Consider the following 12,019-nt stretch of genomic DNA (forward strand, 5'->3'; position numbering starts at 1 on the left):
ATCTTATTTTTCTAACTAATTTAATTGACCGTTTGTTCACGGCATAGTTTCTGACACAAGGCTTCGGATTATTCAAGGTTTCTCCACAGCCGAAACGGTTAAACTGTGATATAGTGAAGGCATCAATGAAAAGATATAGGAGTGAAGATACATGAGTGAGCAGCAAAAAACGAACGAAGCCGCCCAAACGCTTGACGGTTGGTACGCGCTTCACGATTTCCGCACAATAGACTGGACGTCATGGAAGATGTTATCCAGCGATGAGCGCCTGTCGATTATTCACGAATTTACGGGACTGCTTGAAAAATGGGGCGTCGCCCAAAAAGAAGGCAAAGGCTCGCAAACCATCTACAGCATCGTCGGACAGAAAGCTGATTTTATGCTGATGATTCTTCGCCCGACAATGGAAGAGCTGAACGAAATCGAGCTTGAATTTAACAAATCAAAGCTTGCTGAATTTACAATCCCGGCTTATTCTTACGTGTCCGTGGTTGAGCTGAGCAACTACCTGGCAAGCGGAGAGGGCGATCCGTATGAAAATCCGCATGTCCGCGCCCGCCTGTATCCTGAGCTGCCTGAAGCGAAATACGTCTGCTTCTATCCGATGGATAAAAGAAGAAGCGGCAATGACAACTGGTACATGCTTTCTATGGATGAACGCAGAAATCTGATGAGAAGCCACGGCTTGATCGGACGGAGCTATGCCGGCAAAGTCAAACAGATTATCACGGGATCTGTCGGTTTTGACGATTACGAATGGGGCGTCACGCTCTTCAGCGATGATGTGCTTCAGTTCAAAAAACTTGTTTACGAAATGCGCTTTGATGAAGTCAGCGCGCGCTACGGCGAATTCGGTTCATTTTTTGTCGGAAACCGCTTGTCTCTCGACACGCTTCCGAAGTTTTTGCACGTGTAACACCCACCCGCCTGTCCGGCGGGTTTTTTCTTTGTCAGAATTTAAATAAAATTTGCTATTTTTATCATTTTTTTTTACGATGTAAAGGAGATTCCATTTTGGTAAAGGGGTGCAGACAGTTGTCAAAACGAACCGCATTTATTATGGGAGCCAGTCAGGGGATCGGCAAAGCAATCGCTCTGAAACTGGCGGACAATGGCTTTCATACCGTCATTAATTCACGAGTTCCCGAAAATATCGAATCGGTAAAAGAAGAGATCCTCGCCAAACATCCGGATGCGGGCGTCACCGTTCTGGCCGGCGATATGTCGGACCAGAAGACAAGAGCCGGCATTTTTGAAGAGATCAGATCACAATGCGGACGGCTTGATGTATTGATCAACAACATTCCGGGCGGCTCGCCGGATACCTTTGAAACCTGCGATATAGAGGATATGACAAATACCTTTACGAATAAAACAATCGCTTATATCGACTCTATGAAAACGGCCGCAGCAATCATGAAACAGCACGAATTCGGCAGAATCATTAATATCGTCGGAAACCTATGGAAAGAACCCGGCGCCAATATGTTTACCAACAGCATGATGAACGCCGCTTTAATTAATGCCAGCAAAAACATCGCCATTCAGCTTGCGCCTTTTCACATTACTGTCAACTGTCTGAATCCCGGATTTATCGCCACAGACCGTTATCACCAATTCGTGAAGAATGTCATGAAGCAAAACGGCATTTCTAAAGCGGAAGCGGAAGAACGGATTGCCTCAGGCGTCCCGATGAAGCGTGTCGGAACTGCGGAAGAAACCGCGGCGCTGGCTGCCTTTCTTGCCTCTGAAGAAGCCTCTTATATTACCGGGCAGCAAGTGTCAGCCGACGGCGGCAGCATGAAAAGCATATAATAAAAACATCCCGCTCTCAGCGGGATGTTTCTTGTAATGAAGGAAAGGACAAACCGAGCTTTTGAATCCGCAGCACGAATTCCCTCAAATCGCCCTGCTTGGCCACCATTGATATTCTGACATAACGCTTTCCGCCGCTGCCGAAAATCTCGCCGGGCGTCACGACAACATGGGCATGCTCCAGCAGATAGTCCGAAAACTGGTGTGAGGACTCGAATTCATTTGGAATTTCAGCCCAAACATAAAAAGTCCCTTTCGGTTTTTCAATGCTCCAGCCTAATTCCTTTTCACATAACGCCGTGAAAAAGTCAATCCGTTCTTTATATGTGCGCTTCAGACGCTCCGTATGCTCAGGACTTCCTGACAGCGCCGCCGCTGCCGCCTGCTGAAGACCGCCGAACATGCCGACGAATACGTGATCCTGAAACTCATTGACCGCCTGAATGATTTTCTCATTCCCCACGGCAAATGCCATTCTCCAGCCTGCCATATTGAAGGTTTTTGAAAATGAATAAAGCTCCGCGCCGACCGTTTTCGCTTCATTCGCCTGAAGAAAGCTGGCCGGGTTCTGATCAAATTCGAACGCGCCGTATGCAAAATCGTGAATAAGGTGGATGTCATGTTTTTTTGCAAACGCTGCCGCTTTTTCATAAAACGCCTGATCCGCAGTTGCGCCCGTCGGGTTATTCGGGTAATTCAAAAACATCAGCTTGGCTTTTTTCAGGACGGCGGGATCAATCCGCTCAAAATCCGGCAAATAGCCGTTTTCCGGATGAAGCGGCATCTCATGCAGCTCCGCTCTGGCCATTGTAATGCCCGATAAATACTCAGGGTAGCCGGGGTTCGGGACTAAGGCGATATCGCCGGGGTTCAGCAGGCATTGCGTCAAAACGTACAAACCAGCTTTCCCTCCGCCGAACAGCGCGACTTCTGTCTCCGGATTGACCGATACCCCGTACTCTCTCTCATAAAATTCCGCGATGGCTTCTTTCAGAAACGGATAGCCTCTGAACGGGCCGTATCCGTGGTACGAAGGATTCAGCGCAGCCTCCCGCAAAGTTTCAACGATATGCGGCGGAGTGGGGAGATCGGGATTCCCCTGGCCGAGATTAATGATCTGGGCTCCCGTTTTCTCCATCTCTTTTACCTTTTGAAAAACGAGCGAAAATTCCTGTTTCGGAAGTGTCTTGATGACGTCGGACGGTATGATTTCCATCTGAAAGGCTCCTTATAAATGAATTTGCTCTGATTCGTTATTCCGTTCTGAAAAGGATTTATTGACCAGTTTTGTATGCAGAAACAGTCCGCTGACCAAAAGGACGATAAACGCCATGATGACTGCCGCGTCTACAATGTTGATCAGCATGGAACCGACGGCGATGCACAATCCGATGGAGGCCTCCGCCACCGAAAAAATCCGGCCCTGAATCTGGTTCGCCGCGTTCTCCTGAACTTTGACCTTCGCCAGCACCTCACCGTATTCCATTGCGATAAAGAAAAGAATGGCGGCAATGACTGACACGGCGAAAATCGGGGTAAACAAAAACAGCGCAAGCGAGACGATCGATAACACTGTAAAATACATCAGCCCTTTATTGTTGTTAAAGCCCCATTTGCTGACAAGAGCGGCGCCGATAAAGCCGCCGAAGCCGATGCAGAACGTCAGGATGAAATTGCCGATTTCCCCGTCGCCTAAAAAGCGGCTGACAATCGGGAAATAGCTGTAGACGACACCCCACAAAAGCGCCATCGTAATCATCGTGAACATGGCGTTTAACACAAAAGCATTTGTTTTGATTTCCTTCAGGCCTTCTTTAAACGACTGAAAAGCTTCTCTCACGTTTTCTGACTGAATCGGCACGTATTGAAGCTTAATGCGGCTGATGAAAAACGCGGAGACAAGATAGGTCACCCCGTTAAACGCGACGGCAAGCTCCACAGAACCGCCTAACAGAAAAAGTCCGCCGGCTGCAGCGCCGACAATAATCGAAATCGTCGTGGCTTTTGCAAACAAAGTGTTGATATTTTTAATATCCGCTTCTAAAGACGACATGACCGCGAGACGTGCCGGATTAAAAAACACGCCGCTTCCGTAAGAAACAAACAGCAGCGCCAGAAAAAGCAGCGGATATTCGCCTTTCGGGAGAAATGTCAGCCCCAAAAAGATGATACCTCTGATCACATCCGTCCACAGCATGATTTTCACCCTGTCGAGCCGGTCCACGAGCACGCCTAAAAACGGCTGAAACACCATCGGAATACTGCGGACCGCGATGACGCCGGACGTCACCCAGTAGTCGTGATAGTATGTAGACAAAATGAGCAGGGCCGGGAGAACGCAATAGTCTCCCATAAACGAAAGCGCCTGCCCGAAAAGCAAATACTTAGAGTTCGGTTTCAGCTGTTTCATACCGGTAACGCATACTTTGCAGTCAGCTTCGCCTGCTGCTGAATTTGTTTGATTGATTCGGCCACGTCACCCGAATTGCTTCCTTTCAGCTCGAACGCCGCAATGCTGTTGAACGCTTCGAACAGCCGCAGATCCACGGACGTACCCGCCTCGGCCGCCGAGAAAGAAACGATTTCGGTGTCTCCCTTTAAGACGCCGTCGGGAATGTCAATGCTTTCAATGACGAAATCGACAGCCGTCTCAGGCAGCTGGCCGTTCTCTTTGAAATGCTGAGGATACAAGTGGCAGTCGGCGACATAGCATGGCTCCTGCTCCAATAATCCTTTCGGCAGATCGGCTTCTTTTCCGAAACAGAGAACATCCAATAACAGCTGCGCCATATCGACGCCGAAGACCTTTTTAATATTCGGAATCATGTTCCAGCCCGCAAATCGTGCCGCTGATTCAATCAGTCCGGCTTCCCGGTTTTTCATTAATTTAATCTCTGTATGTGTTGCGCAGTTTTCGAGGCCTAGTCCTTCATTCGCCTTTTTGGCTGCTTCGACGATTTTTCGCTTCGCGTCATCATCCAGGATGGACGGCGTAATATGCGATGTCTCCGTGAATCCGATTTGCGGTGTTTTATCATGAATCGCGACAGGGAAGTATTCCCCGTCGGCCATGATGCCTTCTATGCTGATATAGTCGGAATAACCGCTTGTTTCGTACCAGTCGTCATACTCGCCCTGCAAAAATTCTTCCGCGATAAACGGCGCTTCAAACGTGACCGCTTTCGGTACGTTGATCGACTTCAGGTATTCATTGACTCTGTTAAATTCGGCTTCGGCCGTTTCCATCTCTTTGATAAGCGTCACGCCGATGGAGCTCGCCAGATATGTAGGCTTCAGAATGAGCGGCGTTCCGATTTCCTGAAGCGCGGCGCGGAAATCTTCCAGCGTCGTCACCCGTTTGTTTTTGATGGATTTGACGCCGGCCCGGTTGAAGGCGGCTCTCATTTTGTTTTTATCTCTGGCATTTTCAGCGGCCTGTACGCCCGCTCCCCGCAGGCCGAGACGTTCACACGCTTTTGCCATCGGAGCGATAAACAGTTCATTGTTGGTCGTAATGGCGTCAACCGCGAACATGCCGGCCACCTTGACGATTTCTTCGACTACTTCTTCCTCAGGTTTGTCATGATCTTCATGAGCCCAGTAAATCGAATCGGGATGCTCAAAATCAGCCAGACTCTTAAAATAGTCTTTATCTTTAATGACCGCGACCGAGTATTTTTCAATCAAAGCTGCATGAGAGGCTGTAATTGCAAAAGGCCTTGGAATAAAGCTGACCAGGTTATATTTTTCAGCAGCGCTTTTATAAAACATGTGCGGCGGGCAGCCTCCAAGATCAGCAATGACCAATACTGTTTTTCTCTCCATATGTAAACACTCCTTCTCTATTGTGCGGTGTATCCACCGTCTGCGGTGATCGCGCTTCCGGTCATATAGCTTGATAAATCCGACGCGAGAAACAGCATGACGTTCGCTATTTCTTCAGGCTTGCCGAGTCTCAGCAGCGGATTGACTTTCGCTTTTTCTTTTTTGATTTCTTCAAGCGTGCCTTCGTTGTTTTCAAGGAACGACTTTTCATTCAAAGGTGTGTCAATGATTCCCGGGCACACGCAATTGACGCGGATGTTGTGTTTGGCGTAATCGACGGCCATCGAACGCGTCAGCTGCAATACGCCGCCTTTAGAGGCGTTATATGCGGGAATGTCGGGCCATGCAACGACTCCTCCGACGGAGCACGTGTTAATGATATTGCCCTTGCCGCTTTTGAGCATATACTTGAGCGCGTGCTTGCTCATAAGAAACATGCCCGTCAGATTGACATTAAGCACCTTGTTCCAATCGCTCAGCTCCATCTCATGAATCGGCGCGACAATTTCGATGCCGGCGTTATTGATTAACACATCCAATCCGCCGAACTTGTCAACCGCTGACCGGATGGCGTTTTGACATGCCGGTTCATCTGTAATATCCGTCCGGACAAAGTGCAGCCTGTCATTGTTTTCTTTCCGGATCATCGCTTCTCCCTGCGCCTCATCAATATCCGCGACGACCACATTCGCCTGCTGATTCAGAAACGCCTGAACCGCGGCATAACCGATGCCTGATGCGCCCCCTGTGATGAGGACGGTTTTATCCGTCAGGTTCATGACTCTTTCGCCTCTAATTTTTTCGCTTTTGCTCTGTTATAGCGCGGAGGGAAAAAGATATTGACTGATTTTGAATCTTTTTCAAATCTGTTGATGGCGCCGTGATCTTCTCTCGGATCGCAGAAATAAGCTGTGCCGAATGTCATATCCACTTTGCAGCCTTCAATGGTCATATCATAGCCGCCGCCGATGCAGATGCCGATCTGTTCATTGCGGTGTTTATGAAACGGCATTTCTCCTCCATTGCCCGGAATGTTGGCAAGCATGATTTCCACCCAGTCTTCCACGAAGAACGTGACTTCCATCCCAGGCAATAAGTCTCTCGTTTTAAAAATATTCAAAAAATAGTCCTCGGGGCTTGTGTAGGTTTCACCGGCTTTCAGGCGTTTAATATCAATGGCGATCACTTCTTGATCCGTCTCATTTCTTGCGCCGTGAGGCACGTTAGGAGGCGCGATATAGGCTGATTCCAGCGCGGTCATCTTTCTTGTGACATCTCCGACAGTCATGGACAGCTCGCCGGAAACGACAAGGCCGATTTGGACTTCCTTATGCTGATGCGGTTCCACGTTTGTATGCGGCGGAACGTAAGAAAGCAGAACTTCCGTATCGCCTCTGACGGACGAATATTGTCTTACTCCGTTATCCCATTCTATTAATTTAGGCGTCGGGAAATAAAGTTCCTGCAAATCTTGTTCAGTTTTCATCATGAATCTCTCCTTTTCCGAATAATGACCAGCTCATGGGAATGCTTTTAAATGTTTTGACAAAGTGAAGGCCGTACTTTTGTCTGGCCAGCTCATTTGTCAGCGCGATGTCGGACAAACCGTCCTTCACTCTTTTCGCGGCTGCGCTCGTTGAGTTCACCAGATCAAACGTGACATCTTTACGGGTAAAATACTTAATCAAATTGATAGGAGACGGGTGGGATACGATGACAGCCTTATCAAGCATGTCATCCGTATATTCAAAACCGGGCCGGACAGCCAGGCCGTACATCGGGGTGTCGCACCTGAAAATTTGCAGAAGCTGCAGATCCGGTCTCATGTAGAAGTGCTTAATGCCGTCATACGCGTGAGGCACAATTGTGTATTCCAGCGGACTTTGAAGCGTTTTTTCAATGCACGATTCAAATGTATCATGCAGTGATAATTTACTGTTCACCCCTTGGAGAAGGGTAAAATTGGTGATGAAGTTTTTTGCTGCGTACTCACTGCTTGTCCCTTCAGGACCGAGCGTGTTGATCGTAATCAGTTTAGATATTGAATAAGCCTTGCTTTTCGTTTGAATGCTATTATCCAATATAATCATGAGCACCAACCAATCTGTTAAATTTTAAGTAAATATTATCCATAGACGTTCAAGCTGTCAATATTATTTGAAAATATTGATAATTATTCCTATATATTAAAAAACACCTTAAGATATAAGGTGTTAAAAATTAACATTTACAAAATTATAGAAACTTTATTTTACCGATACAATGATTGGTCGGCCTGATGCTCATATTTCCCATACCTTCTGTATGCGAAAACGCTGAGGACAAAACCGATGAGGGTGACGGCCGCACAGATAAATCCGACAGCTGCATATCCGTATCCGACATAGACTGGACCCATGACAGCAGAACCCAAGGTGACGGCCAAATTGGACGCCAGGCTGTAAAATGCCATGATTTTGCCCCGGCGGCTCTGTGAGCAATCACTTAAAATGGTGCTGAGCAAGGTCACCGTCAGGCTTTGCATCAATCCCCAGACGAATAACCCGATGACCAAAAACGGCATTGATGACGGCGCATAGGCGAGACAGGAAAGCCATATGCTGATCACGGCCAATGCCGCGATCAAAGAGCGCATTTTCCCCGCTTTATCTGCAATTTTTCCGGTGAACACGCTCATGGAAAAACCGATTCCGTACACCATGATCAGCAGCCCTGAAGCTGTATTTCCCCCCGGCAGCACGCGGTGAAGATAGGTGCCGAGAAAGGAATACATGCCGTAAAAACCGATCATGTTGCAAAAAGTGATCGTGAGGTATACAGGGACACGGGGCACCTTCAGCGCATCCCGGAAAGTGCCTGCCTGCCGTCCGTTTTCCTCTTCTGTTTTATCCCCATCCTCCGTACTGCGGCGCGCCTCAATGAAAATGAGCGAAGCAACGAGGACAGACATGAGGGCGAAAATCCAAAACGTCCACCGCCAATTCAAAACGCCGCCGATAAAAGAGCCGATCGGAACGCCGAAAATCAAAGCGAGCGACCAGCTTGACACGATCAGACCCATCACCTTGCCGCGGTACGCATAAGGCACACGGTCGCCGACCACCGCATAAGCTGTCGGCACAAACGCACCCGCCGCAAGCCCGGAAAGCGCCCTGCCCAGAAAGAAGAAAAAGAGATTGTGCGCCAGCGCGCAGATCACCGTGCCGGCCGTAAATATAAGCAGCCCCGCCATCAGGCTGAGCTCCCGGGAATATTTATCTCCCAGCGGAACGAGAAGCGGCGCGCCGATAAAAATCATCACTCCGTAAATACTGATGGAAAGCGCCAGCACACTGACATCCGAGCTGAAAGCCCGCGCTAAATCCGGAAGCAGCGGAGAAATCACCAGCTCTTCAGAACCCGCGGCAAATACGCCTAATGTCAAAGCAAGCGCGAGACAGATCGGAAATCGGCGTTTCGTTTCGATGTGATCGGTTTGTTTGCTGTTCATGCTCTTTGAACACCTCTTCCGTAAAACTTTTCTACCTTTTGTTGTTTTATAGTTTAGCATCCTTATGTTTCATTTTACATTTCACATGAAAACCAATTCTGATTTTTTATTTACATTCAGATTTTAAATAAAATATTTAGTTTATATTCAACAAATAATATAAAATACGCCGTCCGGTTATGCTATAGTGATAGAATCATTTGTTAAGGTGGGGGTCATGGAATGAATAACGCTGATTCAAAGGCCGCCCGCGCAGGCCTCGGCATGGTACTGATTCTCGGGACGCTCGCTTCATTCGGGCCGCTTTCGCTCGATATGTATCTGCCCGCTTTGCCTGAAGTGGCGGCCGATCTTCATACGACAGCGTCACTTGCGCAGCTGAGCCTGACGTTTTGTCTTTTGGGGCTGGCGGTCGGGCAGATCGTTGTCGGGCCGCTCAGTGATATGATCGGGCGCCGGAAGCCGCTGATTCTGTCATTGCTGCTTTATACGCTGTCTTCTTTATTATGCGCCTTCAGCCCTTCTGTTTCGTTTTTAATTGTCATGAGGTTTATTCAAGGATTCACCGGGGCGGCCGGAATCGTCATCGCACGGGCTTCCGCACGCGATATGTATTCCGGAAAAGAATTGACGGCTTTTTTCTCATTACTGATGCTCGTCAATGGGGCGGCGCCGATTTTAGCGCCGATTACAGGGGGATTTATCCTTCAGTTCGCCGGCTGGAAAATCGTATTTATCGTGCTGGCGGTGATCGGCTGTATCATTTCTGCCGCCGTGCTTACGGCGTTGCCTGAATCACTTCCGCCGGAAAAGCGGACAAGCGGCGGACTCCGGGAGACGCTGATGACGTTTCGCGGCCTGCTTGGCGACCGGATGTTTATGGGATTTGCGCTCAGCCAGGCATTTGTGATGACCGGCATGTTCGCATATATTGCCGGGTCACCGTTTGTACTGCAAAACATCTACGGCGTATCAGCGCAAATGTTCAGCCTGCTGTTCGCCGTAAACGGTGCGGGAATCATATGCGCCACCCAAATCACCGGACGGATGGCCAAAACACATGATGAACGGAAGCTGTTTGTCTCCGGGCTGTTGATCGCCGTCATCGGAAGCATCGCTTTGCTTTTATCACTTGCGTTTGGTTTAGGCCTGACGGCGGTCTGCATTTCTTTATTCATCATTGTTTCTTCTGTCGGGATCGTCACGACGACGGGGTTTTCTCTGGCTATGCAGAAACAGGAGAAAGGCGCGGGAAGCGCTGCGGCTCTTCTCGGACTCCTGCCCTTTATCGGCGGTGCGGCTGCCGCTCCCCTTGTCGGTATTGCCGGAGAAGAAAATGCCTGGCCGATGGCCGTCAGCATTTTCGGTTTTGAGTTCTGTGCCGTTCTATCCTATGTGCTGTCGGCAAAACGGAAAACAAAGTAAAGCCCGCCGCTTTAAGCGGAGGGCTTTTTTTCTTATCCGGCAGCGCCTTTTTCCGAAGAAGCCGGCTCACGCTTCAGGCGTTTTTTGATACCGAAGTGATAATACGCGTAACAGATGATCATCAGCGGGACGCCGCAGTACAGACCGATACGCTGGTCGGGGATAAAAATGAGACTGATTAAGATAAGACCGTAAACCGAAAATCCGAGAATCGGCACGATCGGATAAAGAGGCGTTTTAAACGCCAGGTCTTTCAGATTTCCTCCTTCAGCGAGAAAGCGTCTCCGGAAAACGAATTGTGAAGCGCAGATTGACATCCACGCGACGACGGTAATCATACCGGAGATGGAAATGAGCCACACATACACCGTTTCAGCCGCGAATACACTTGTCAGCAGGGATAAACCGGAGATAGCGATGGTGATGGAAAGAGCTTTCAGAGGCACGCCTTTTTTCGTCAGTTTCGTTAAGGAAGCGGGGCCCATCTTAGTTTTTGACAGGGACCACATCATTCTGGACGAAGCGTACAGCCCGGAATTCGCCACCGACAGCATGGCGGTCAGAATGACAAAGTTCATGATATCAGCCGCATAGGGAACGCCGATTTTATCCAGCACAGCCACAAACGGGCTTTCGATGACACCTGCCGTTTGGTACGGCAAAATGGACACGAGAACAAACATCGCCAGCACGAAGAAAAACAGCGTCCGCCATATGACGTTTCGGATCGAGCGGGGAAGCGTCTTTTCCGGATTTTCGCTTTCTCCCGAGGCGATTCCGACCAGTTCGGTGCCCTGGAATGAAAAATTCACCATGACAAGGGTAAACAGCACGGCTTGGGCGCCGTTCGGGAAAAGCCCTTTGTCCGTCGTAAAGTTTGACAGATACGGAGCCGTCTGCCCGCCGTTAAAACCGACAAAGCCGAATACCGCAGCGCAGCCGAGAATAATAAACAATACAATGGCCATGACCTTAATGCTGGAAAACCAAAATTCCATTTCCGCAAAACTCCGCGCAGACAGCGCGTTAATGGAAAAAATGACGACGCCGAATACCAGGCACCACACCCAAATCGGAACGGCCGGAAACCACCGCTGCATTAAAATCCCCGCCGACGTCAGTTCAAGCCCCACTGTATTGGCCCAGCTGAATGCGTACATCCATCCGATCGTAAAACCCGTCGACGGCCCGAGAAACTTTGCGGCATACGCCTGAAATGATCCTGCAACCGGCATGGCGACCGCGAGCTCCCCCAAACAAAGCATCACCAGATACATTAAAAATCCGCCGATCACATAAGCCAATATCGCGCCGATCGGTCCCGCTTCACTGATCGTAAAACCGGAGCCCAGAAAAAGCCCCGTCCCGATCACGCCGCCGAGGGCGATCATAAACAAATGCCGGCCCTTCATCGTGCGCTGCAATTCAGTTTGATTGGTATCTCCCTGCATATACATCCCCCTT

General features: G+C 49.1%; 11 protein-coding genes. 3 read left to right on the forward strand and 8 right to left on the reverse strand.

The window, feature by feature from the left end; genetic code table 11:
• Positions 1–151: 151 nt before the first annotated feature.
• Positions 152–916 carry a hydrogen peroxide-dependent heme synthase gene (hemQ, locus tag AR442_RS16385; RefSeq protein WP_014419145.1) on the forward strand — a complete coding sequence of 255 codons (765 nt, stop codon included), beginning with the start codon at positions 152–154 and terminating at the stop codon, positions 914–916.
• 119 nt (positions 917–1,035) lie between these two features.
• On the forward strand, positions 1,036–1,815 hold the full coding sequence (gene bacG / locus AR442_RS16390) for an NADPH-dependent reductase BacG (RefSeq protein WP_021494773.1): 780 nt from the start codon (positions 1,036–1,038) through the stop codon (positions 1,813–1,815).
• Between the two features lie 16 nt (positions 1,816–1,831).
• Here the strand turns inward: bacG and AR442_RS16395 are convergent, their stop codons facing one another.
• From AR442_RS16395 to AR442_RS16425, 7 genes are all read right to left on the reverse strand, one after another.
• On the reverse strand, positions 1,832–3,031 hold the full coding sequence (locus AR442_RS16395; protein WP_014419147.1) for a transaminase BacF: 1,200 nt from the start codon (positions 3,029–3,031) through the stop codon (positions 1,832–1,834).
• Positions 3,032–3,043: 12 nt separating this feature from the next.
• Positions 3,044–4,225 carry a bacilysin exporter BacE gene (locus AR442_RS16400; RefSeq protein WP_014419148.1) on the reverse strand — a complete coding sequence of 394 codons (1,182 nt, stop codon included), beginning with the start codon at positions 4,223–4,225 and terminating at the stop codon, positions 3,044–3,046.
• Positions 4,222–5,640 (reverse strand): alanine--anticapsin ligase, encoded by a 1,419-nt coding sequence (bacD, locus tag AR442_RS16405; protein ID WP_014419149.1) that lies wholly within the window; start codon positions 5,638–5,640, stop codon positions 4,222–4,224. Before bacD ends, AR442_RS16400 begins: the two co-directional genes overlap by 4 nt.
• Before the next feature lie 17 nt (positions 5,641–5,657).
• Positions 5,658–6,419: a dihydroanticapsin 7-dehydrogenase gene (gene bacC / locus AR442_RS16410; protein ID WP_017418684.1), complete on the reverse strand. Its 762-nt coding sequence runs from the start codon at positions 6,417–6,419 to the stop codon at positions 5,658–5,660.
• Positions 6,416–7,126 (reverse strand): 3-((4R)-4-hydroxycyclohexa-1,5-dien-1-yl)-2-oxopropanoate isomerase, encoded by a 711-nt coding sequence (gene bacB / locus AR442_RS16415; RefSeq protein WP_003151000.1) that lies wholly within the window; start codon positions 7,124–7,126, stop codon positions 6,416–6,418. The genes bacC and bacB overlap by 4 nt, the downstream gene beginning before the upstream one ends.
• Positions 7,116–7,730 carry a bacilysin biosynthesis protein BacA gene (locus AR442_RS16420; RefSeq protein WP_017418682.1) on the reverse strand — a complete coding sequence of 205 codons (615 nt, stop codon included), beginning with the start codon at positions 7,728–7,730 and terminating at the stop codon, positions 7,116–7,118. Before AR442_RS16420 ends, bacB begins: the two co-directional genes overlap by 11 nt.
• 161 nt (positions 7,731–7,891) lie before the next feature.
• The gene (locus tag AR442_RS16425; protein ID WP_053285336.1) at positions 7,892–9,130 is read right to left on the reverse strand and encodes an MFS transporter; all 1,239 of its coding nucleotides are present in this window, start codon (positions 9,128–9,130) and stop codon (positions 7,892–7,894) included.
• A 222-nt stretch (positions 9,131–9,352) separates the two neighbouring features.
• Here AR442_RS16425 and AR442_RS16430 point away from each other — a divergent pair, with 222 nt between their 5' ends.
• Positions 9,353–10,555 (forward strand): multidrug effflux MFS transporter, encoded by a 1,203-nt coding sequence (locus tag AR442_RS16430; protein WP_014419153.1) that lies wholly within the window; start codon positions 9,353–9,355, stop codon positions 10,553–10,555.
• 32 nt (positions 10,556–10,587) lie between these two features.
• On the opposite strand, the gene AR442_RS16435 is transcribed toward AR442_RS16430, so the two are convergent.
• Positions 10,588–12,006: an amino acid permease gene (locus tag AR442_RS16435; protein WP_012118711.1), complete on the reverse strand. Its 1,419-nt coding sequence runs from the start codon at positions 12,004–12,006 to the stop codon at positions 10,588–10,590.
• Positions 12,007–12,019 lie beyond the last annotated feature (13 nt).

The sequence above is a fragment of the Bacillus velezensis genome (genome assembly GCF_001461825.1).
Classification (GTDB): domain Bacteria; phylum Bacillota; class Bacilli; order Bacillales; family Bacillaceae; genus Bacillus; species Bacillus velezensis.

What these genes read in the sequence shown, in the direction of transcription:
- hemQ (WP_014419145.1), top strand. Translation starts at nt 152, where the DNA reads ATGAGTGAGCAGCAAAAAACGAACGAAGCCGCCCAAACGCTTGACGGT.
- AR442_RS16395 (WP_014419147.1), bottom strand. Translation starts at nt 3,031, where the DNA reads ATGGAAATCATACCGTCCGACGTCATCAAGACACTTCCGAAACAGGAA.
- AR442_RS16400 (WP_014419148.1), bottom strand. Translation starts at nt 4,225, where the DNA reads ATGAAACAGCTGAAACCGAACTCTAAGTATTTGCTTTTCGGGCAGGCG.
- bacD (WP_014419149.1), bottom strand. Translation starts at nt 5,640, where the DNA reads ATGGAGAGAAAAACAGTATTGGTCATTGCTGATCTTGGAGGCTGCCCG.
- bacC (WP_017418684.1), bottom strand. Translation starts at nt 6,419, where the DNA reads ATGAACCTGACGGATAAAACCGTCCTCATCACAGGGGGCGCATCAGGC.
- bacB (WP_003151000.1), bottom strand. Translation starts at nt 7,126, where the DNA reads ATGAAAACTGAACAAGATTTGCAGGAACTTTATTTCCCGACGCCTAAA.
- AR442_RS16420 (WP_017418682.1), bottom strand. Translation starts at nt 7,730, where the DNA reads ATGATTATATTGGATAATAGCATTCAAACGAAAAGCAAGGCTTATTCA.
- AR442_RS16425 (WP_053285336.1), bottom strand. Translation starts at nt 9,130, where the DNA reads ATGAACAGCAAACAAACCGATCACATCGAAACGAAACGCCGATTTCCG.
- AR442_RS16430 (WP_014419153.1), top strand. Translation starts at nt 9,353, where the DNA reads ATGAATAACGCTGATTCAAAGGCCGCCCGCGCAGGCCTCGGCATGGTA.
- AR442_RS16435 (WP_012118711.1), bottom strand. Translation starts at nt 12,006, where the DNA reads ATGCAGGGAGATACCAATCAAACTGAATTGCAGCGCACGATGAAGGGC.